Here is a 21,595-nt window from a genome sequence, read left to right on the forward strand (position 1 = left end):
GGAAATGGAAAATCACAAAATTGTCGAAGTCTTAAATGATTTAATAGAGATCAACAACGATAGAGCTGAAGGCTTTGAAAAAGCTATCAGGGACATTAACGCCGAAAACATAGATCTTAAAGCTGCCTTTGAAAAATTCGCTTCACAAAGCCGAAGCAATATTACAGAGCTTGCGGGACTTGTGGGAAGCAAGGGTGAAGTTCCCGAAGATGGGAATACGGTCCTTGGAGCATTACATCGCGCTTGGATCGATATAAAGGCAACTTTTGGCGGTAGTGACCGTCACAGTATCCTGGAAGAATGTGAACGTGGGGAAGATGCGATTAAAAAGGCATACAAAGACGCACTGCAGGAAAATGAGCTCGGAGAAGATGTTCGTGAAGTTTTATTAAAACAACAGGATGGTATCCAGGCGAGCCATGATGCAGTCAAAGCTCTCAGAGATTTGAGCAAATAAAAAATAAGGATTAGATTGTATAGAAAATGGTTGAAAAGCTGTGTTGATTTACTAACACAGCTTTTTCTTTTAGGAGATTATACAGAATATAATTGCGTGTATTAGAGAGTTAATGTTACCGCAAATAGAACACAGCAACAATCGATCTATTTCAGCCCCAAATGATGATGTAAGCGGATTAGAAGGACTTTTTAGGGTATATAAGCATTATCTGCATTATATTTCTTACTTTTATTATTTAGAATAGTTCTTAATAACTTAATTTAAGGAAGTGATATGCCCAAAGTAACCCCAGAACTTTTTGAAGTTCTACACGATAGCAGAGCTGAAAATACATTGGCTAGGCTGTATAAGGAAGCTCTCAAGCAGGGCTGGTCGATGGTTTTTCATTTCATGCCCAAAGCATTTAAGTTCTTTGGTAAAGGAATAGACTGGAAAACAGAAAATGAAAGCTTTTATGAGGATAAATATATACCAATACTACCTTATCAGGGTACCTTTATCTATATGCAAGCGAGAGCACTGAATGCGAAAAATATCCTCGAATTTGGAACGTCTTTTGGAATTTCTACAATCTATCTAGCAAAAGCGGCGAAGGACAATGGAGGTAAAGTTATTTCTACGGAGTACTTAGCCCATAAGGTTAAAATTGCCCGACAGAATCTTATTGAAGCAGGTGTCAACGAGCATGTTGAGATTTTGGAGGGGGATGCGATGCAGACTTTAAAGGATCTGGATGTGGAATGGGATTTTGTCCTTCTTGATGGTTGGCCGGACATGGTATATGCGGTATTCAAGCTCATAGAACCGAAGTTGAAAAAAGGTGCAGTGATCTTTGTGGATGATGTTCAGGGATTTCAACCTTCCATGAAGGACTATTTTGATTATGTACGCAATCCCGAAAATGGGTATCTTTCAACAACCGTATATCCAAAAAAAGCGATGGAATTTACGATTAAGCTTTAAATATCGTATATTGGTTATGTGTTAACTAACCATCTTAATAGTATATTGTAGACTAGTCGTAAGATTAGTCTTTTTTTTTCACTTTGTCTGTCAGTACGCGACATGATGATACTGAATGCAAGGCACTCTATCTTTTAGGAGAGGATTTGTGGAAAAGGAAGATGTCAGTATGACCTTTAAGGCTCCTCATCCGCAGGAAAGTGAGATTGGGCTTCCCAGAAAAAAGATGTTTTAAGGTCTATCAATACGAGAATAATTTTAATCAGATTACGGAAACCCGTAGGCGGGTCTGAAATTATTCCTTAAATTTGCACCTGAAAATTGTGAACCTTGTCATAATTCGATTAAGGGATAATAGTATCGGTCAACATAAAAAATATAGTATATTTCAAATACACGTATAATTCTACTTATGGTTTAATACGTTTCATGGTTATTAGTTTTTAAACGCATCTTTTAAAGGTGCGTTTTTTTATATAGAACCTTTTTCCGTTGTAATAATATTCCCTGTGTTTCGTTTAATAGTTCTGATAAAGTTTCCATAATTATTTTGACTTATTTGGTTAAAAAATTATTTCACAATTCGGACTTTTCCTTGATCATAATTCAATTTAACATCATTAAGAAATACTTCGCCAAGAATAGGATTGGAACATGGGCCATCGGAATTTTTCATTTTCACGACCAATTTATCCACTGGGGTCTCACCGATATGCATCATGAGTGTATCTGCCAAAAGTTTATTATCCGGTGAGATTTTAAAAATTCTTTCAGTTCCTGTTCCCTCAACTGAAGGCCGTATAGTATCTTTTTTAGCGGTGTCTTTTACCTTAAAGAAATAGATATCCTTAATTTGATAGGTGGGATCAGCAGAGAAAAATAAGTCTTTGCCCGATGCCGCACCTACGACATTAAAATCTAGAAATACGGGTGTAATCTGAAAGGTACATCCTATTTTTTCATCATTGCTTTTTGAGCACCCGAAAAAAAAAGAAGACGTAACAATTAAAGTTGATATTGATTTTAAGAATTTCACGGTCATAAATTAAAAGTGTGTAATAAGTTTGCATTCCTGACTGAATTGGCATGTTTGATCTATTTAGTATTAGTTCAGGATTGTTTTTTTAGTGAACGATTATGGACTACGAAATGCTACAGCTAAATTAGAATATCTAAAGTATCCCTCATCTAACCGATGAGCAATTTCCTCAACAATAAGTGGGATATTGGGAATCACGAGAATAGCGCTGAGTACCACAATAATTGTTTTCCTCTTCATATATTTTTGTTCAGTTGCTTGAGGTCAGTATTATTTGAGGTATGAAGGTCCGTTGAACTTTTTATTGCATGATATTGCTTTGCAGGGTTTTATTAGAAAAACTCCCATAAAATGAGAGTTTTTCCAAGTGTGCAGTTTAAGAAAAAATCAGAAATCCTGCCATCTATTAGATGGTTCGAAGGGAACTCTGTTTGGCTCTATTTTTTCCCAGTCCCGATACGCGAAATGTCTGCTGACAGTTAAATAATAACGCCAACGCCAAAAACACAACGGGTTGATTCTATAAAGTCTAAAAATTTCCATATTGGTCATTTCCGGTCTCGTATCATAGATAAATCCATAAGTTGTCCACTTGCTCATCCAAGGGGCAAAAATATCAATATACTCAATGCCTGTAAAAGCAGCATTTGCATTTGAATACCGAAAATGGTCACCATCAATGGACTTCAATATTTCCGTACCGATAATCGGTGTATTGGGAATAACCAATACAAATAGTACAATTCCTTTAATGAGTTTTCTCTTCATATCCTTTTCTGATCATTCGTGCTAGCTGGCGAAACTATACGACCTAATGCTACATTACTTTATTAGTATCGACCTTTTTTTTCTCCATATTCTTTTCGATAACACCAGGGTCCATATAATCTAAATGAATACTGTGCCGCAGATAGTAGCTCCATCGCCAAAAACATAGCGGATTAATCTTATATAATCTGTAAAGCTTCCGGTTTTCTTTTGCGGGGGAGGTGTTTTTTACGAAGTATTCAAAACCAAAGGTTGAGAATCCAGGACTTTTAAAATTAAAATCTTGCGTAAGATAATATGATCCATCTAAATTGGAATATTTAAAGTATCCCTCGTCTAACCAGTGATGAATATCCTTACCAATAAAAGGTAGATTGGGAATCAAGAGAATAGTGCCGACCACTACGATTATTGCTTTCTTCATATTTTTCTTCTTCATATCTATTTTTTTTTAGTTGCATGGAGTGGTGCTGGTCGGGGCCATACTTGGTGTAAGGGAAATACCAGCAGTTCCCGCTGTTTTCATATCACTCAGCTTTAGGTACAAACTTGAAGGTGTCTTATAGCCGATTGGGCTATTGGGAACCTGTAATCCCGTTCCACCTAGTGCTGCATTAAAAACACCTAAGGCATAATTCGTACAGTTAAAATCATTAAGATCGTATTTTTTTGTACTTCCGGTCAGGGCGGTATTTCGTGCGTTATTAAAAGCAGCCTCAGATACGCTTATTGTATAACTGCCATCGCTTCTGCGTGTTCCGGGAACTTCTTGTCCAATTGCAGAGTTTTCGGCATTTTTCACCCCCGTCATCCAAGTTCCTGCTTGGGGATAGAACCCAAAGGTTAGCGAACGGGTAACTGAGCCATTGGTTTTTTGCATGGTTATGTAAGCATGTCCAGGATCATTGTCCGAAACATTGTACACCTGATATGCGTTGTTTGGATTGGCAAGATGCGTATGGATCGTTACCTTGTAGGTTGTTTGGGCATTAGAAGGGATGTTATTGAAGCAATTTATAAGCTCTTGGATATTAATTGGTTCAGCCGGAGAGTTGTAATAAGTTGAGGCAGGCGCGCCACTGCCACCTCCATGATTATTTCCGCCACCACCACCTCCGCCACCACCGGTTGCGGTGCCGCTGCAGGTGGTGTATAGATAGGTCCAAAGTTCGGTACCATCATCGAAGTACTGTACCAGATACCACTCGCTGCATACAACGGGTATATTTTTACTTGTGTCAGGTTTACCGTTTTCTTTTGTTACATTGATGTTGTCGTCCTTAATCTTCAATTGCAGGTTTATCTGTTTAAGGCCACTTGCATCAAGTGATTGGCTGTACAATAACGTATCATTTAAATCATATACCATATAATATACTTTTCCCAGATCCTTGGTACGATACACCTGTTTTTTTACGAAATTAGTAATAGCCTCCCCTGAAAATTCAGACACTGAACGGGTGTCAGAAAAGAGATTTACTTTATTCGCGTTTGTTACTTTATTTCCTTCTATAGTAAACACAAGGTTTTGTTGCATGGAACTATCGGGACCAAGTGTTGTACCGTTCTGCACGGGAACCACAAGCTGCGTATTATTATTTCCGTTAATGAGCTGTGATTTTGACCAATCTAAGGGAAAAGGTTTCCCATTGTCCTCATACCATTTTTTGGCCAGTGAGGTTTCATCGTTTTGTGGATAGTTTTCCATATCCCTTTCACAAGACTGCAGCAGCATAATTGCAAATACTGCACAAATTAGTTTTCTGAAAATAGTTGTTAACATGTTATGTGGTTTTAGGTTAGTGTAGTTCTATTTCTTCATTGAATGAATTAATTATACTAAGTTAAGGGTATAAAAGCTTAATTCTTTTGACAAAAGGCAAAAAATCTATACAGGTAGTAAGGGGATCTGTATTAATTGGCAAGGTTTGAAAAGCTATATCACAGGGATATCTGTAAATAAAGATTTCTGAATAAAATTAAAATTCTCTAACTTTACTCAAGAGTTACCAATGGCCCTATTATGATATCCCGGAATTTGATCGACGAAAGGGCACTGCTAGAGGAATTTCGAAGCGGTGATCAGCAGGCATTTGAACGTATTTTCCTCTTACATAATAGCGCTCTGACGTTCTTTGCCAATAGGCTTCTCTTAAATTATGATCAGGCGAATTCTCAGGAAATTGTGCTGGATACTTTTCTTAAATTATATGACCGTAGAGAATCGGTTGTTTCTTTATCCAGTATAAAAGCATTCCTTTATATATCTGTAAAAAATGGCTGCCTGAATGCCATTGAAAAAGAAAAGGTACGATTGCGGAGGTTCGATACCTACGCGCAGAATATCGAGGAGTTTGAAGACAATGTGCTGAGCAAGATTGTGCAGGCGGAATTATATCAGGAACTTCAACAGGCAATTGAACTTTTACCCGTCCAATGCAGGGCGATTATGGAGAAGCTGATGGAGGGCAAAAGTCCGAAGGAGGTTTCTGTGGAGCTAGACATTAGCATCAGTACAGTCAATAGCCAAAAATCCCGGGCGATTTCTTTACTCAAAAAGACCCTTTCAAGCTCAGGAATGGCATTATTACTATTTTATTTATAATTTTTTCAATTTCTTTTGGACAAACGCTGGTCATTTCCTGTTTTTATATTAAACAGCGACCAATGGACGAGCATAAAATTTTTGAAGAACTAACTATTGTACCTATACTAACGAGGTTCGTCCGTGGTGAGGAACTGACTGTATTGGAAACTAAAACAATTGAAATCTGGATCGGTGCAAGTAAATCCAATAGGGAGATTTTCGAGCAGTTAAAGAATGAAGAGCAATTGGCAAAAGATATGGTTGATTTCAGTAGCATAGAATCAGACAATACAGAGGCACTTCAAAAATTAAGAACGAAATTAACAAAACGTAATTCCAGAGAAAGAATCGGAATGTATTGGCGGACTGCGGTTGCGGTTATTTTTGCTTTTGGGATGGTCGCCGCAATCCACTATTATTTCAAGTCTAAAGATGAGTTACAGGATAATATATTGATCACGACTGCGGATGTCAGTCCGGGAAAAGATCAGGCTACATTAACTTTTCAGGATGGTAAAACTGTGGATCTAAAAGGTAAGCCGATCAGGACGGATGTCCACGGTACTTTTTATACAGATGGCACTTCAATAGCAGCGAATACGGTTCAATATGCCACACTTTCCACCCCGAGAAAAGGACAATATAAAATGACTTTGCCTGATGGTACAAAGGTATGGCTGAATGCGGAATCTTCGTTGAAATTCCCTACACAGTTCACAGGTAATGTAAGGCTCGTTGAGCTAATAGGAGAAGGATACTTTGAGGTGGCTCACGATAAGTCAAAACCTTTTTTTGTTTCTTCCAGAGGGCAACAGGTTAAGGTACTGGGCACAAAGTTTAACATCAATGCTTATGAGAATGAACCTGCAATTTTGACAACATTGGTCAGCGGCAGCGTTCAGGTCAGCACTTTGCGGGAGGATATGCCCACAAAATTATCACCTGGGCAACAAAGTCAGCTTAGTTCTCTCTCTCCACTGTTTTTGGTCATTGATGTAGATACCGAACCTTTTACCGCATGGACAAGAAATGATTTTCAATTTGACGGTACTCCACTAAAAGAAGTTTTTAAACAGCTTGAGCGCTGGTATGACATTGATGTTGATTATAGCAAAATGCCAAATATAAAAGTACATGGTACGATAAGCAGGGACAAGAAACTATCCACTGTTATCTATGCACTGGAACAGATCACAAATTTACAGTTTGACGTAAAGAATGGAAGGAGGGTTGTCATTATCCAATAAAATAAGAATTACTGTTTCATATGTTGGCCCAAGAAAAGATGCCGGAGTGTTAGCGCACTCCGGCGATTGGGTCTACATCAAAGTTTTGAGCAACTAAAATACTATTAAACCCTACACAAATCTATGAAAAAAGATCATTTTTCCCATAGGGAAAACATACCCATGTCATTGGATATGTTTTCGAGGAGAAATCTACTGCGCATTGGCATAAGGAGCAGTCTGTTCTTTATGCTACTTGCAGGCGGTGGCACTGCAATCAAGGCGCAACGCATTAGCCTCACATTACAAAATGCTCCCCTTAAAACCGCCATTTCGGAACTTCGTAAAGCTACCAAGTATGATTTTACGTATAATGATGCCCTGTTAAAAAAGGTCGGTCCTATCAGCGTTGATTTAAAAAACGCGACTTTAGAAGAAACTCTCAGTTCACTCTTCTGGAATCAGCCTATTGAATTTCAAATCGCAGATGGTGTGATCATCTTAAAAGAGCGGAGAACATCTAATCAGAAGAATGTTCCCATTTCTAAAAAAAAAGAAACAATAAAGGGAAGAATCGTTGATGAAAGCGGTAATCCTCTTTCAGGGGCGACGATCCAAGTAAAGGGAACCAACTTTACCACAACTTCTGATGGAACAGGGGCTTTTGAACTTCCCGATGAATTCTCTGAATCCAACCTGCGAATATCTTATTTGGGATTTTCACAGATTGAAGTAGCAGCAAGGAACGCGGAAAGAATCGTCCTTACTGCGAATAACAACCGGATCGAGGAGGTGAGTGTTGTAGCCAGCGGGTATCAGTCCATTCCAAAGGAAAGGGCTACGGGGTCATTTTCCAAAGTCGATAATGCGACTTTTAACCGTCAGGTTTCAACTGATGTTATCAGCAGATTAAAGGGTATAGCGCCATCTATATTGTTTGACGAACGTTCAGGTTCTCCGAAGTTAACGATCAGGGGACAGGCTACGATCTTTGGTAACGATCAACCGTTAATTGTTGTTGATAATTTCCCGTATGAAGGGGATATCAACAATATCAATCCGAACGATATTGAGGATATTGATATTTTGAAAGATGCGGCAGCCGCTTCGATTTGGGGAGTACGTGCTGGTAATGGTGTGATCGTGATTAAAACTAAAAAAGGACGAGCAGACCAGCCGATGAATATTGGTTTTACTTCTAATATCACTATAGGAGAGAAACCGGATCTTTATTATTTGCCTAAGATAGCATCTACAGATTTTATTGATATCGAGAAGATGTTATTTGATAAAGGATATTATAATACGATTATCAGCAATACGACTGCAAATAGACCTTATTCACCCGTTGTTCAAATTTTGAATAATCAAAAGAATGGACTTATTACATCGGAGGAAGCAAGTATTCAAATTGATGGTTTAAGAAAGTATGAATTGCGTGATGATATGTCTAAATACCTATATCAAAATGCGGTTAAGCAACAATATGCTTTGAACCTCAGTGGTGGGAGCAAAAAATATAACTATTATTTTTCTTCCGGCTTTGATAAAAATAGAGATTCTGAGAAAGGTGAAGGCTTCAATAGGATAAGTATCAATAGTAATCAGGTTTTCCGCCCGATAGAAAAACTGGAGATTTCTGCGGGACTGTCATATAATCAAAATAATCAATCTAAGTCGAATGTTATTTCCATGCTTAATAATATGGGGACAGAATTGATGTACCCTTATGCTAGATTAGTAAATGACAATGGAGATCCTGCTATCGTTATTAAGGATGTCAGTAGTGTATTGAAAGATAAAGCAATAACAGCTGGTTTACTAAATTGGGATTTTGTTCCTCTTGAAGAATTGAATTACCAAAATAATAAGTTCAAACAAGCTGAAATGCGCCTAAATACTGCAATCAAATACAATTTTCTTCCAATTTTATCGGCAGAAGTAAGATTCCAGTATGAAAATCAACAAGGAAGAAGAAGAAATTATTATGATCAGGATAGCTATTTGATGCGAGACCAGATCAATCGCTTTACTTCTGTTACTAATGGTGTTATGACCCGAAATATTCCAATTGGCGGAAGACTAGACAACACCAATTCAGAATTAAATGCACTAAATGGACGTTTTCAATTAAATTATGATCAAAAATGGAACAAACATCAGGTTAATGCAATAGCTGGAGTTGAAGTTAGAGAAACAAAAGCAAACAGTATTAGCTCAAGACAATATGGTTTTGATCCCAATGTTGGTTCAAGTATTTTTGTAGACTATATTACGCGCTTTTCTCAATATGGTAAAGGCGGTACTGCTACAATATCAAATTATGATAATTATACAGGTACCATAGATAGAATTCGCTCTTATTATATAAATGGAGCATATAATTATGATCTGAAATATGTAATTTCTGCTAGTGCAAGGATTGATCAATCAAATCTTTTTGGGGTAAAAACCAATCAAAAATCTGTTCCATTATGGTCAACAGGATTTAAATGGAATATAAATAAGGAGAATTTCTATCATTTGGACTGGCTATCGCAATTAAGTCTTAGATCGACTTATGGATATAGTGGAAATATTGACAGAACAACCACTGCTTATACAACTGCGCGGATTTCTAAAAATTATTATAATAATTTACCAAATGCTGATCTTGTGACACCTCCCAATAATGAACTCCGTTGGGAACGTAATAGAATGTTTAATATTGGGGCAGACTTTGTATTAAAGAACAACCGACTTTCGGGTTCGATAGAATATTTTAACCGCAATGGAAAAGATCTCATTGGCAATGGTGATATAGATCCCACTACCGGATTTGCGTCATTTCGTGGAAATGTCGCCAATATGAGCGGAAAAGGTATAGATGTTGAGTTGAATTCTATAAATATTCAGTCCCAATCTTTTAATTGGAAAACAACAGCAATTTTTTCTTATGCTAAAGATGTTATTACCGCCTACAAGCGACCGACAAGCCTAAGCAATTTTGTTACGGATAACAGTATTATAAGAAATGCATCATTATACAATCCTGTTGTCGGAAGATCATTGTTCGGAATTTATAGCTATCCCTGGGCGGGGTTAGATCCTCAAACTGGACAGGCCAGAGGTTATCTGGATGGGCAACCGTCTGTACAATATGCACAGATTACTCAACAACTAACGGAAGATCCTGAAAATAGGCTAATTTATCATGGTAATGCTCTTGCACCTTATTTTGGTGCATTACGAAACATGGTTAGTTATAAAGGATTTGATCTTTCTTTTAATATCACCTATCGTTTCGGGTACTATTTTAAAAGAAATTCGATTATGTATACTGCGCTTTATAATAATTATGGTTTGCATGGAGATTATTATAAAAGGTGGCAAAAACCGGGAGATGAACTGAGCACGAATGTTCCGGCAATGGTCTATCCGGGCGTTAATGTTGCGGATCAGTATTATATTAATTCAGAAGTACTGGTAAGTAAAGGTGATCATATCAGGCTTCAGGATATAAACCTTGCATACAATCTTGATTCGAAATTATCACAAAAACTTCACCTTAAGAATTTACGTCTATTTGGTTACGTAAATAATGTTGCTATGATCTGGAAGGCTAACAAAGACAATTTAGATCCTGATTTCCCAACATCAAGGCCGATACGGACTTTTACTTTGGGGCTTAATTGTAACCTTTAATTGCATTGCTATGAAAAAGAAAATCAAATTACTATTACCAATCGCTCTCCTGTTTCTTATGCCATCGTGTTCTAAGGATTGGCTTGAGGAAAAGCAGGATATAAAACTTGTTGTTCCTACAACACTTAATGATCTGAGCCTATTAATGAATTCAAGTCAGTTCCTTTATGACGGGAGAGGGGCAATGGAGGTCTCTTGTGATGATCTTGAGGTGTCACTAGAACAATTTAATTCATTAAGTACTGATTTTGAACGGAAATTATTGACTTGGACCGTGGATATATTTCCAAAGTTAGGAAATGGCACTATCCAAGAAGAATGGGAACTGCCTTATAATCAAGTTCAAGTCTGTAACGTAACATTAAAGGCACTAGATAAAATAAATAGAACATCAAGCAATTCAGAGTTATATGATCGTGTAAAAGGGACCGCACTTTATCATCGGTCACGGGCTTTTTTAAATCTTGCTATGACCTTTTGTAAGTATTATGATGCCTCAACCGCTGAGACCGATCTCGGAATTCCACTGAAAATAGAGGAAGATATAAACGAACCCATTTTTAGGAGCTCATTGAAACAGACCTATCAAAGAATAACAGAAGATCTTAGTTTAGCTGCTACGTTATTACCTCAGAACGCATTGTCTGCTACCCACATTACTAATGCTGGCGCGTTTGCTTTACTCGCTCGTACGTATTTGTATATGAATGTTTATGATAAGGCCTATGACGCAGCCCAAAGTTCCTTAAAATTATATTCTGTTCTGGATGACTACAATAGTTTTAATCCTACTGATGCGCGTCCTTTCCTGGCAAAAAGTAAGGAAGTACATATAATGATCGAATCAGTCACAGCATATGAAACAGCAGTTGGACTATCTTCTTCAATTCCCCAAGAACTGTTTCAACTATATAGTGAAAATGATCTCAGAAAGCAATTATATTTTAGAAGTCAGGATGGAAAAAATGTTTGGCGAGGATCACCACTGGGGAATAATCTTGGTGGTACTGCAACGGACGAAAATTTTCTAATTGCAGCAGAGTGTGCTGCCAGAATGGGAAATAGAGTAAAAGCCTTAGAATTGCTTAATACGCTGTTGGTAAAAAGGTATAAAACGGGAACATTTATTCCTATTACAGCAACTACCGATTCTGACGCTCTAGATAAAATACTTATTGAAAGAAGGAAGGAATTATTAAAGAGAGGATTACGTTTGCAGGACTTAAAACGACTGAATAAAGATCAACGTTATGCGAAAACTCTGACAAGAACTGTTGGCGATAAAACATATACCTTACCACCGAATGATAAACGGTACATACTTCCAATTCCGCAATACATTATCAATTATAATGGAATAGAGCAGAACTAATCCCCTTTATTAATTCAGAAACAATGAGAAAATTACTATTCCTTACGTTGCTGTATTTACTTATAGCACAATTATCTATCGCTCAAAAAAGAACTGTACTAAATATAAATTTTGAAAATTTTAAAGATTCAGTAATAAGGCTGTCAATTCCAGTTGCCGATGGAAAGTTTGCGCAGGAGTCCATAAATGAATATATCTCAAAGAGAAATGATGGACATTTCCATTTTGATTTTCCTCTGAATGAAACTGCCTTGATAACAATATACTCAAGTATTGTAGGTAGTGTCATAACGGTTCCCGGAACTTTTTCCATTCTAGTCAATCCTGGCGATAGTTTAAATTTTGCCCTTCAGGACAATAAATTAGGGTTAACTAACATGGAAATCACGGGCAAAGGATCTGAAAAGTTAATTATTATTAAGGAAGTGACAAAAAGAATGAATTCAAATCATTTATTTACAAAACCTTATCGATTGCAAAATATTACTGAAAGATATATGGAGATGGATAGGTCGCTTGATATAATTGATTCAATGTTTAATATAAATCCTCAAAAGCACACTAGAGATTTTCGGTTAGCAAAAGCGCAATTGGTTGATCAAACTCTTGACCCAATTATATTGCAATCTGTAGATAGATACGATGATTCTGTGGCAAAATTATTTAAGAAGTTTATTGTAAATAAAAACCGGATCAACCCGCTACTAGACACTTTGACAATAGATTATTTTGGCGGATTTCACGTTCTACCTGCTTATATTTATTTATCGAATATGGATCAAATAGGAGATAGATATGATCAATTTCGATATAATCATCCATTGGAATATGCGTCTTTAGTTGAGCGAGAATTCGCACACCTTCCTTTTGTGAAAGATTATCTTCATGCAGACAATGCGATTAGTATTTTTCGCTTCAACTGGTATAATCAAATATCTAAAGATACATATAAGATGTATGTTAAGAATGTAAATAAAAAAGATGCTCATTTTAGGACTGTGGCAAATGAATTTAGACTTCTTAAAGATTTTCAAAAAACTGGAAAACCTTTTTTTAACTTTAATTTACCTGACACTAATGGAGTGTACCATAGCTTAAAAGAATTCAAAGGGAAGGTTGTCATCTTAGATTTTTGGTTTACTGGCTGTGGTGCTTGTAAAACTCTTGTACCAGAGCTTGCAAAGATAGAAAGCGAATTAAAGAGCGATCAGATCCAGTTTGTTTCTATTAGTGTCGATCAAACAGTACCTGTCTGGAAGCGCGGAATAGGAACGTATTCTGTGGGGAGTTCAGTGCAACTTTACACCGAGGGTAAAAGATATAATCATCCAATTATAAAGTTTGGAAAAATCAGTGCGTTTCCTACACTTATTGTTCTTGATAAGGAGGGAAGGATTGTTGGAATTCCACCACACCCTATGAAAGATCCAAAGGGTTTTAAAGAATATATAATGAAATGTTTATAAGAAAATAGAGCATGATTACATGCTCTATTTTCATTTGTACAATAATGGTTATTGTTTAACTCCTGGAATTACATTCTGTCCAGTTGGTTGTTCTGTCTCCAGATCATATTCTTGTGCGCACACGTTTGAAGATCCTTGACATGGATGTAAGGATGGATTATATGGGTCGCCCATAGATCCATCAGTAGGGTTTCTGTAAAAAATACCAGTGTCTTGGTCATTACTGTTTGCCGGAGCAAAAGAGAAAGCTGCGAAACTTCCGATTGCAATTGCTGCAACTCCTAATGTAATTCTTAGTGATTTCATGATGTTTGGTGCTTTTATAAATCAAAAAGCTAAACTTTAGTTAGTTTTTTGCCTACTCTTTGTTTCAGGTTTTCGGCTTCTCCTGTTTGGTTATTAGTTTAGTTATAAGTGGTCTGAACACTATTGTGTGGGGCTCGCCTTAGCGAAAAAAAAGTGATCAGACCAATAATGTTGATTGCAAGGGCAATGAAATTAAAATACAGTTGGTCGTGCCAGTTCATACCTTTAAAAACTGCAATACATGAGCACGGAATGCTTGGTGCAAATTTTAAAATGTAAATGAGATAAGCAGTATAAAGGATCAGGACAGAAAGGGAGGTTAATAGCCCCAATCTTCGCCAGTTGTTGTTTATCAGTAGTACGACAATCCCGAGGTGTACAGCCTGTAAAACATAAGGTAGGACAGATCCTCCTGCAGATAGCAGGTAAGCACCTTTTATCTGTCTATTGAATGTGTCGAAATCAAAGATTTTACTGGCGAATGTGTACGCCCATACAAGAATGAGGATAAATATGATCAGTTCTGAAATGATGTTCTTAAATCTCATGATGTGGTTATTTGGTGGTTGTCATAAATGCCTATTTGGTCACTTGCATTTTCGAGGATTTAAAAATCTCTTTTCGAAATTTCTATTTCATCAAATTTAGAATGCATTTTCTGTCAAAAGCAAGAACTTGTGGTCTCATTAATGGAATGCACACTGTATTTAAAATCTGCACATGTTAATATTTCCACTGATCCTTGTCTTTTGGAGGCGGATCTTTTATCTCATTTCCATTTTCGTCGAAATGTAAATTTGAGGTTGTTTGCATGGTGTCTTTTTCTGTTTTCAGATAAAGCTTCTGCTGATTTTCTTTTTCTGCCAGACTGTTACTTTCTGGTCGCTGGTCCATTTCATCCTGTCTACAAGAATGCATTGTAGAAAGGGTGAAGAGGATTACCGATATTGAGATAACCGTTGTTTTTTTCATTGTAAAATTTTTAGATTATCTCGGCCGAGATGCTGTTGATTTCTGAAGTCCAAATTATCAGTCTTTGGGATAGATAAAAAAAACTTGTGGTCTCACAAATAGCATCCACACTCAAAAAGCACTCCCTTTGGCTGATGTAAATAATTGAAAAAAAGTCACCTTATATTTTTTGAAAAAAATATTGAGAAGGTGGGCTTTTTTGTGCTGTGCCAAAAAAACTCCACTGTCTCACAAATGGAATCCACACATTATGAATTTGATACTTTATTTTTTAAGGTATTGAAATACAGTGTCCTTATTTGTAAAATGGTTTTTTAGGTTTGCTTAGGATGCAATAATGTGGTATTGGGGAAATTTTCTTAATTTTATAGTAATTCTTAGCCATGAACCTTCCAAAAATTCCTCTTTTAGCAATCATATTACTTTTTCTGTGCGAAATGCTGTTTGCACAGCAAGAAAAGCTGAGCGATTTTTATCTCATACAGAGGCAATATGATAACCTGGCTGAAAATGATTCCGCGGCACTTCCTCTTGTTGATAAACTTATCAGGAAGGCGAAACTTGAAAATAATCAGATGCAGCTGTTTCTGGGTTACAAGGATGCGCGTTATTATTCCCGAGATCCACTGATCAAATTAAAGTACGCTGACAGTGCCATTTATGTTGCTAAGCTTAAGAAGAACGATAGTCTCTTGAGCAGTGCCTATCTGAGTAAGGGTGTAGTCTATTATTTTAACCTGAAAAAATACAAGCTTGCACTTGATGAATATTTAAAGGCTTTTGAGAAAAACAAAAACAATAAAGATCCCTATTATAGCAATAAGATCAATTACCATATAGGGGTTGTCAAAAGTTACATTGGTTATTATGATGAGGCGCTCAGTGATTTTCAAGAAGCGCGAGAATTTTTCGAAGGTGAGATCCAGAAGAACCTGCATCCCAATTCAATGTTCGGCAACCAAAGAGGTTATCTGAATACGATCCATCAAATGGGCGTGTGTTATCGCAAACTGGGCCAGTATCAAAAAGCGGATTCACTTATTGCTCTTGGGCTTTCCAGAACATGGAAAAATCCTCAATTCAGACAGGAATATAGTTACTTTCTTAAGGAAGAAGGTATCCGTAAATTTCGGGGAAAGGATTACGGTGGTGCTATCAAAGCATTACAAAGTTCATTACCGGCAATCAGCAATATTGATGATTTCGCATGGTTAACAGTATCTTATTCTTATTTGGGTAGATCCTATTGGGAACAGGGAAATACCAGTGCGGCAATCAAGTATTTTGAAAAAATAGATTCTATATTTCTTAAACATAAATTTGTTCTGCCGGAGGTTCGGCATATTTATGAAGATCTTATAAATTATTATGGTAATCAAGATAACACTGCCAAAACCCTGTACTATACAGGACAGCTCATTAAGGTCGATTCGGTTTTAGAGACTGACTTTGTGTATCTATCCACAAAGATCCATCGTGAATATGATGCAGATCGATTATTGCAGAAGCAAAATATTCTGCAAAGGAATTTCTGGATTAAAATAGGTGTGTATGTGATCGGTTTGATTTTAATTTCTGTCGGTATTTTTTATATGCTTTTGCGGATCAGATCGAGGAGGAAGGTACTCGGACAGAATAAAATTTTAGGGATCAACCTTGCGGGAGGTACATTGAATAGTTCGGGCGAACGTGAATTTGAGGTGAGAACCTATAAAAGCAGCGGTATTAGCTATAATATTGTTCAGAATGCGCTGCATAAATTAAGGGAGTTTGAATCAAATAGGGAATTTCTCAAAAAAGGGGTTACGCTTAAATCTTTAGCCAAAAAGTTTGGTATAAATCAAAAATATCTTCAAGAAATTATTCAGGAACATCGCGGAGCAAGCTTCCAGATGTACCTCTGTAAACTACGTATTTCCTACGCTACAGAGAAACTCAATACTGATGAAGCGTATTTAAAGTATACCAGTAAAACGATTGCCGAGGAGTGTGGATTCTCTTCCCGCACTAATTTTTCAAAAGTCTTTAAGCAGCTCAATGGGATAAATTTTACACAATTCGTAAATAAAAGGAAAAGAGAATTAAAGACTATAGTGGTTCCAGAATAATAAATTTTTACTTCACAATACGGATTTCCGTAATTATCCTTATATTATATATAATATATTTAGCCTTTTATGAAAGATCAATGCACTATCACATGGACAGGTCGTGTTGTGAAGGAACCAATACCCCGTCATTTTGAACTTTTTGAATATATAGGAACGGATGAAAATGGAGAGCCCATTAAAGTTTATGTATACAGGGTTGAAAAAATAGAAAGGGACAATGAGCCCTTTCAGTATAGACCTTTATAGGCAGGAGCTCCTGCAAATTAACTCTAATATTTTAGAGTGAAATCATTGATAGTTAGGGGATAGTAGAAATACGACACTTTTTAAAAAAGTGGGTGAATCATTTTGCCGTGATTTTTCAATATGCTATATTGCAAAACCAAAATCACATTAATTTATGAAAAAGAATATAGATTTATATAGTATAGACGTGCAACCCGGCACTTAGAAAAAGAGTTTCGATTTTATTGAAATTTTTACGAATTCTTCTCAGTACAGTCATTAAATTCCTTTAACCCAAATAAGGAGATTTATCATTCCGACTATGTACATGAAATAACAGTCTCACCGAATACAGGTAGAATATCAGCGTAATTACATAAATGAAAAAAATAGATATGTATGTTTCAGAAAGACATGGATCATATAGATTCGTCAACAGGAGTAGGGGAAAGTAGCAGTTCTTCCGATATTTTTTCTTCACAGCCTGAAAATGCAGGGGCAAAGACTTTTTTGGATAAGCCTATGCAGAATAACGAACGATCACTTACTAAAGGGAAGTTATGGAAAAACCAGCCTACTTCAAAAATTTATAATGCGGGTGCAATTTCAGAAAACGAAGTCAATGGGCTAAACAGGTTGGTAAAACTTGAAATTTTTGTTGAAGGTACTTCAATTCGATTCTTCAAGCATTTCAAGCTTGCACAGAGTGCCGTAAAGCATCATACCTTTGAGTTGACTTTAGCGCACGATACGTTAGGAGATGCTGAAAACCACAATTTAGAGGAGGCCCAAAATTTTCTTGGGAAACGGATTACCGTAGTTTTCAGATATAAAGACGTAGAAGAAGGTCCTGAAAGAAATTTTGTAGGGGTTGTGACTGAGGTTGGTTTCAGTCAGGATCAGGGAAGTTTGGGTAATATAGTCCTTATTGGCGAAAGCCCGACAATTTTGTTGGATGCCGCACCCCATACCCAAAGTTTTGGGGGAGCTCAGGAAATTAGTCTCAATAGTATTGCACAGCAGGTAATAAGCGAAGGACTTGATCCGCATAAATTTGATTTCAGAGTTGATGCTAACTACGGGAATGTAAGTTACAGTTCGCAGTATGAAGAAACGCATTATAACTATCTTGGGCGGATGGCAGAGGCTTATGGAGAACAGTTTTTCTATGATGGGGAGGTATTGCATTTTGGAAAACTCCCACCTGCTGAAAATCCTATCAAGCTAGTATATGGAAGAAACCTTAGTGATGTGAAAATAAGGATGAAAGCCCAGCATGTAAAGCCTTCCTTCTATGGTTACAATAGCCGTAAGAATGAGAAATTGACAGGAGGAGACACCGCTATCAAACATACATCGGATATTGCCCAGCGAGCCTATGAAATCTCTGCTAACACTTTTAAAACTCCTTCATTACGTATAGCTCCAATAAAGGCAAATTCATTTTTGGATGTTGAAGCTTCACAGAAGGGTACGGCGGGTAGTAAAGCTGCGGAGGTATTTGTAACAACTGGTATATCCACTGTACCGTTCCTATATCCGGGCTGTATTGCGGACATGGAAATGCGAAAAGCTGAAAGCAACGATACTTCATATTTTACCCGACTGTTATTAACGGAGGTCTACCATGAAGTTGATGCAAGGGGCTATTATAGCGGACGATTTGAGGCTATTGCAGCTGATTCGGGTTATATCCCCCGACCAGAATTTATTACTCCTAAAGCTGAACCACAATTTGGAAAGGTAGTATCCAATACCGATCCATTAAACCAAGGAAGAGTTCAGGTTCAATTCGACTGGCAGCAGGGGACAGCTAGCTCAGAGTTCATACGGGTAATGTCACCGGATGCGGGCAGCAGTGATGATGTGAAAACGAATAGGGGCTTTATGTCAGTTCCGGAGGTTGGTGATCAGGTAATGGTAAATTTCGTTTATCAGCATCCTGACCGACCGTTTGTGATGGGTGGACTTTTCCACGGTGGCACTGGAGCTGGCGGTGGAACAGGTAACAATACTATGTCTTTCAGTGGAAGGAGCGGAGCGGAACTAAAATATGACAATGGTGCAGGTTCTATGAACTTAAAAGACAAAGGAGGTGCAAATATGCATTTTGACGGTGCGGGCAATGCCACCACAGATGCAAATTTGAATCATGTAGTCAATGCCGGCAGTAAAAGTTCTATCAATGTAGGGGCAAAAGAAAACATTCCTGCAACTTCGGTTTTTGAAATGGACAATGAGGGAAACATCAATTTTAAGGGAAAAAAGAGCCTGACGATCACTATCGGTGGCAGTTCGCTGAAAATGACAGAAGATGGTACGATCAGCTTGACCGGAAAGGACATCACTGTTACCGGAAGCAACAATCTGGCAATAAATGCCACGCCATCTGAAAAGGGAGGAGGTTCAGGCACGATCGACATCACTGCGAAAGGAGGTGATATTACGATCAGCAATGACAAGAACATACATGTGAAAGGTGGAATTGAAGTAAAATTGACCTAAAATGGAATATTTAAAAGACCAGGCGATACTGGATTGCGACAAGGGGTTACTGACATCAACGTTGATTGTTACGTCCAATCCAAAGATCAAGCTCCGTGAGGGAAAGTTTGCAACTGATAAAGACAATGTTGGAGGATTGAATATCCCTCATTTTGGATTGTGCGCATTGAAAGGAATCTGCCGTTTAAATCTTGAACTTTTAGGTGTTCCATTGACATGGATCAAGCCTGTACCTAAGATCAAAATATTGGATAAAAAACCATTATCTGATGTATCGAAATGTATATGTCCGTATGGTGGTATTATAAGCTGTAAGAACTCAGGACAACTATAAAAAAATAAATTATGGAGTTAGCAATAGCGGGTGGAGCAAGTGGTTTTTTTGCTAGTGCAACCACTGCAGGAACTTCGATGTCGTGGAATCCCATTGGATGGATAATTTTGGCGGTTGTTGCGATTGCTGCAATCTGGTATTTTTGGGACGATATATGTGATTTTTTCTCGGCGGTCGGCAATGCCATTGCGGAAACAGCAAAAGTGATCTGGGAATTTGTTTCCAGTCCAGCTATACCTGCTCCGCCCCCAGCAATAGATGAGGATCTGCCAAAACCAGTACCTCCGCCAGTAGATATACCCCTTGATGAACCCATTACAGTCCCGATAGCACCGCCGATTACGGTTCCACAGGTCAAGCCTAGAACGAGAAGGCGTGAGAAAGATATATACAATGTTTATGACCTGCACGTTGGAACTCCTGGGCTAATGCGCAATTACACGTTTGGAGCGGGATTCGTAAATCAATTTATGATGAGTGGAGCAATCTGGAAATATGGATTAACTTCTTTTAAGTCGGTTTATGCAAGATATTTAGTAATTTTCCAATTATATCATGGTGATAAAGATGAATATATTTTAAATAATCTATCTTCTGGAAAATTATTACCTTATGAGTGGTATTTACAGAATGTCAACTATGCGACAGCCAACGCTGAGGAAGTATCTTTGATCGATGCATACGCAGCAACGCATGGTAAGCTACCTCCTGGTAACACTTTTAGGGGTTAGTTTTTTATACAATTATAAAATTTGAATAATGAATGAGCAAGAAATTGAGAAGTTATTGCAGAAAATAAGCAATCAGAAAATGTTTGGTGAAACTGAAAAGGCTATCGCTGGCTTACATATTTTAAATAATGAGTTCCCGAAGGAAAAAAAGTACTTGGCACTTTTGGCAAGTTCTTATCTTGATGCCGATTCTATTGACGTGGCGGAGGAATATTGCGCAAAGGCACTGGAAATAGATCCTAATTATGCTGAGGCATTTGAACTTAAAGGTCTTATTGAAGAGAAAAAGGGTGATGATGAGCAGGCGGAAAAATATTATAAACAATCCATTTCAACAGGCATTCCTTTTAAGATGGGGCATCTTCGGCTTGTATTATTATATTATAAACTGGGAAAATATGATGATGCAATAAAGGAAGCTGAATATCTGCTTGACAATTTTGATATAGGTAGGAATGAATATTCGGCTGATGAGCAACGTCAAATTTTTGCCCAGTGGCTATCATTTGCTTACAATAAGCTCTATTCGTCCCTTATACGAATTGGTCAATATGAGAAGGCAGCTATTAGAATCAAAGAATTTATCGCTTTCAGAGCTAACTATGTAAAAGATCCATATCAGTTCCTTACCGAAGATGAGATATTGTTTAAACTGTACCTTGCCTTAAACGATGAAGAAAAGATGAAGGAAATGGAAGAAAAGATGCTAAACCACTATATGGTTCCTGAAAGTATGATTGATTCGATGAAGAAAGATGCACAGCAAGGGTATTTGGAAAGTGCAAACCCCGAAAATTATGCCGTATAAACAGTAAATTATAGGATGGTCATCATCCACCGTTAAAT

The 21,595-nt window shown here is 37.4% G+C and carries 20 protein-coding genes; 13 read left to right on the forward strand and 7 right to left on the reverse strand.

Features of this window, described 5'->3' with window-relative positions:
* The first annotated feature begins 4 nt into the window (after window positions 1-4).
* The gene (locus EG339_RS11370) at window positions 5-457 is read left to right on the forward strand and encodes a PA2169 family four-helix-bundle protein (RefSeq protein WP_061083934.1); all 453 of its coding nucleotides are present in this window, start codon (window positions 5-7) and stop codon (window positions 455-457) included.
* Window positions 458-733: 276 nt separating this feature from the next.
* Window positions 734-1,423: an O-methyltransferase gene (locus EG339_RS11375; protein WP_061083933.1), complete on the forward strand. Its 690-nt coding sequence runs from the start codon at window positions 734-736 to the stop codon at window positions 1,421-1,423.
* 571 nt (window positions 1,424-1,994) lie between these two features.
* Here the strand turns inward: EG339_RS11375 and EG339_RS11380 are convergent.
* The 4 genes from EG339_RS11380 to EG339_RS11395 form a co-directional block, all read right to left on the reverse strand.
* On the reverse strand, window positions 1,995-2,459 hold the full coding sequence (locus EG339_RS11380) for a hypothetical protein (protein ID WP_123870233.1): 465 nt from the start codon (window positions 2,457-2,459) through the stop codon (window positions 1,995-1,997).
* 390 nt (window positions 2,460-2,849) lie between these two features.
* On the reverse strand, window positions 2,850-3,230 hold the full coding sequence (locus EG339_RS11385; protein ID WP_061083931.1) for a hypothetical protein: 381 nt from the start codon (window positions 3,228-3,230) through the stop codon (window positions 2,850-2,852).
* A gap of 49 nt (window positions 3,231-3,279) precedes the next feature.
* Window positions 3,280-3,669 (reverse strand): hypothetical protein, encoded by a 390-nt coding sequence (locus tag EG339_RS11390; protein WP_061083930.1) that lies wholly within the window; start codon window positions 3,667-3,669, stop codon window positions 3,280-3,282.
* A 12-nt stretch (window positions 3,670-3,681) separates the two neighbouring features.
* On the reverse strand, window positions 3,682-5,013 hold the full coding sequence (locus EG339_RS11395; RefSeq protein WP_123870234.1) for a hypothetical protein: 1,332 nt from the start codon (window positions 5,011-5,013) through the stop codon (window positions 3,682-3,684).
* 240 nt (window positions 5,014-5,253) lie between these two features.
* On the opposite strand from EG339_RS11395, the gene EG339_RS11400 reads away from it, so the two are divergent.
* The 5 genes from EG339_RS11400 (at window position 5,254) to EG339_RS11420 (ending at window position 13,565) form a co-directional block, all read left to right on the forward strand.
* The gene (locus EG339_RS11400) at window positions 5,254-5,835 is read left to right on the forward strand and encodes an RNA polymerase sigma factor (protein ID WP_061083928.1); all 582 of its coding nucleotides are present in this window, start codon (window positions 5,254-5,256) and stop codon (window positions 5,833-5,835) included.
* A 62-nt stretch (window positions 5,836-5,897) separates the two neighbouring features.
* On the forward strand, window positions 5,898-7,064 hold the full coding sequence (locus EG339_RS11405; protein WP_061083927.1) for a FecR family protein: 1,167 nt from the start codon (window positions 5,898-5,900) through the stop codon (window positions 7,062-7,064).
* A gap of 123 nt (window positions 7,065-7,187) precedes the next feature.
* A complete protein-coding gene (locus tag EG339_RS11410; RefSeq protein ID WP_082723043.1) occupies window positions 7,188-10,727 on the forward strand; it encodes a SusC/RagA family TonB-linked outer membrane protein in 3,540 nt (1,179 codons plus the stop codon).
* Window positions 10,728-10,737: 10 nt separating this feature from the next.
* Window positions 10,738-12,099 carry a RagB/SusD family nutrient uptake outer membrane protein gene (locus tag EG339_RS11415; RefSeq protein WP_061083925.1) on the forward strand — a complete coding sequence of 454 codons (1,362 nt, stop codon included), beginning with the start codon at window positions 10,738-10,740 and terminating at the stop codon, window positions 12,097-12,099.
* A gap of 23 nt (window positions 12,100-12,122) precedes the next feature.
* The gene (locus EG339_RS11420; protein WP_061083924.1) at window positions 12,123-13,565 is read left to right on the forward strand and encodes a TlpA family protein disulfide reductase; all 1,443 of its coding nucleotides are present in this window, start codon (window positions 12,123-12,125) and stop codon (window positions 13,563-13,565) included.
* Between the two features lie 48 nt (window positions 13,566-13,613).
* On the opposite strand, the gene EG339_RS11425 is transcribed toward EG339_RS11420, so the two are convergent.
* The 3 genes from EG339_RS11425 to EG339_RS11435 form a co-directional block, all read right to left on the reverse strand.
* Window positions 13,614-13,871 (reverse strand): hypothetical protein, encoded by a 258-nt coding sequence (locus tag EG339_RS11425; protein WP_061083923.1) that lies wholly within the window; start codon window positions 13,869-13,871, stop codon window positions 13,614-13,616.
* 98 nt (window positions 13,872-13,969) lie between these two features.
* Window positions 13,970-14,419, reverse strand: a complete 450-nt coding sequence (locus tag EG339_RS11430) for a MauE/DoxX family redox-associated membrane protein (RefSeq protein ID WP_061083922.1) — start codon at window positions 14,417-14,419, stop codon at window positions 13,970-13,972.
* A 175-nt stretch (window positions 14,420-14,594) separates the two neighbouring features.
* The gene (locus tag EG339_RS11435; RefSeq protein ID WP_061083921.1) at window positions 14,595-14,843 is read right to left on the reverse strand and encodes a hypothetical protein; all 249 of its coding nucleotides are present in this window, start codon (window positions 14,841-14,843) and stop codon (window positions 14,595-14,597) included.
* Between the two features lie 383 nt (window positions 14,844-15,226).
* Here EG339_RS11435 and EG339_RS11440 point away from each other — a divergent pair, with 383 nt between their 5' ends.
* From EG339_RS11440 to EG339_RS11465, 6 genes are all read left to right on the forward strand, one after another.
* Window positions 15,227-16,951, forward strand: a complete 1,725-nt coding sequence (locus EG339_RS11440; RefSeq protein ID WP_061083920.1) for an AraC family transcriptional regulator — start codon at window positions 15,227-15,229, stop codon at window positions 16,949-16,951.
* A gap of 69 nt (window positions 16,952-17,020) precedes the next feature.
* Window positions 17,021-17,200, forward strand: a complete 180-nt coding sequence (locus tag EG339_RS11445; protein WP_060868928.1) for a hypothetical protein — start codon at window positions 17,021-17,023, stop codon at window positions 17,198-17,200.
* A 378-nt stretch (window positions 17,201-17,578) separates the two neighbouring features.
* A complete protein-coding gene (locus EG339_RS11450; protein WP_060868927.1) occupies window positions 17,579-19,684 on the forward strand; it encodes a type VI secretion system Vgr family protein in 2,106 nt (701 codons plus the stop codon).
* A gap of 1 nt (window position 19,685) precedes the next feature.
* The gene (locus tag EG339_RS11455; protein WP_060868926.1) at window positions 19,686-20,018 is read left to right on the forward strand and encodes a DUF4280 domain-containing protein; all 333 of its coding nucleotides are present in this window, start codon (window positions 19,686-19,688) and stop codon (window positions 20,016-20,018) included.
* A gap of 11 nt (window positions 20,019-20,029) precedes the next feature.
* A complete protein-coding gene (locus tag EG339_RS11460; RefSeq protein WP_060868925.1) occupies window positions 20,030-20,749 on the forward strand; it encodes a hypothetical protein in 720 nt (239 codons plus the stop codon).
* A 28-nt stretch (window positions 20,750-20,777) separates the two neighbouring features.
* On the forward strand, window positions 20,778-21,557 hold the full coding sequence (locus EG339_RS11465) for a tetratricopeptide repeat protein (protein ID WP_112376472.1): 780 nt from the start codon (window positions 20,778-20,780) through the stop codon (window positions 21,555-21,557).
* Window positions 21,558-21,595: the final 38 nt, after the last annotated feature.

The sequence above is a fragment of the Chryseobacterium bernardetii genome, assembly GCF_003815975.1.
Lineage (GTDB): Bacteria > Bacteroidota > Bacteroidia > Flavobacteriales > Weeksellaceae > Chryseobacterium > Chryseobacterium bernardetii.

Excerpts from the sequence above, each read along its gene's own strand:
- EG339_RS11440 (WP_061083920.1), top strand. The coding sequence starts at position 15,227 with ATGAACCTTCCAAAAATTCCTCTTTTAGCAATCATATTACTTTTTCTG.
- EG339_RS11420 (WP_061083924.1), top strand. The coding sequence starts at position 12,123 with ATGAGAAAATTACTATTCCTTACGTTGCTGTATTTACTTATAGCACAA.
- EG339_RS11400 (WP_061083928.1), top strand. The coding sequence starts at position 5,254 with ATGATATCCCGGAATTTGATCGACGAAAGGGCACTGCTAGAGGAATTT.
- EG339_RS11375 (WP_061083933.1), top strand. The coding sequence starts at position 734 with ATGCCCAAAGTAACCCCAGAACTTTTTGAAGTTCTACACGATAGCAGA.
- EG339_RS11430 (WP_061083922.1), bottom strand. The coding sequence starts at position 14,419 with ATGAGATTTAAGAACATCATTTCAGAACTGATCATATTTATCCTCATT.
- EG339_RS11445 (WP_060868928.1), top strand. The coding sequence starts at position 17,021 with ATGAAAGATCAATGCACTATCACATGGACAGGTCGTGTTGTGAAGGAA.
- EG339_RS11405 (WP_061083927.1), top strand. The coding sequence starts at position 5,898 with ATGGACGAGCATAAAATTTTTGAAGAACTAACTATTGTACCTATACTA.
- EG339_RS11385 (WP_061083931.1), bottom strand. The coding sequence starts at position 3,230 with ATGAAGAGAAAACTCATTAAAGGAATTGTACTATTTGTATTGGTTATT.
- EG339_RS11455 (WP_060868926.1), top strand. The coding sequence starts at position 19,686 with ATGGAATATTTAAAAGACCAGGCGATACTGGATTGCGACAAGGGGTTA.
- EG339_RS11370 (WP_061083934.1), top strand. The coding sequence starts at position 5 with ATGGAAAATCACAAAATTGTCGAAGTCTTAAATGATTTAATAGAGATC.
- EG339_RS11410 (WP_082723043.1), top strand. The coding sequence starts at position 7,188 with ATGAAAAAAGATCATTTTTCCCATAGGGAAAACATACCCATGTCATTG.
- EG339_RS11465 (WP_112376472.1), top strand. The coding sequence starts at position 20,778 with ATGAATGAGCAAGAAATTGAGAAGTTATTGCAGAAAATAAGCAATCAG.
- EG339_RS11450 (WP_060868927.1), top strand. The coding sequence starts at position 17,579 with ATGTTTCAGAAAGACATGGATCATATAGATTCGTCAACAGGAGTAGGG.
- EG339_RS11425 (WP_061083923.1), bottom strand. The coding sequence starts at position 13,871 with ATGAAATCACTAAGAATTACATTAGGAGTTGCAGCAATTGCAATCGGA.
- EG339_RS11415 (WP_061083925.1), top strand. The coding sequence starts at position 10,738 with ATGAAAAAGAAAATCAAATTACTATTACCAATCGCTCTCCTGTTTCTT.
- EG339_RS11390 (WP_061083930.1), bottom strand. The coding sequence starts at position 3,669 with ATGAAGAAGAAAAATATGAAGAAAGCAATAATCGTAGTGGTCGGCACT.
- EG339_RS11395 (WP_123870234.1), bottom strand. The coding sequence starts at position 5,013 with ATGTTAACAACTATTTTCAGAAAACTAATTTGTGCAGTATTTGCAATT.
- EG339_RS11435 (WP_061083921.1), bottom strand. The coding sequence starts at position 14,843 with ATGAAAAAAACAACGGTTATCTCAATATCGGTAATCCTCTTCACCCTT.
- EG339_RS11460 (WP_060868925.1), top strand. The coding sequence starts at position 20,030 with ATGGAGTTAGCAATAGCGGGTGGAGCAAGTGGTTTTTTTGCTAGTGCA.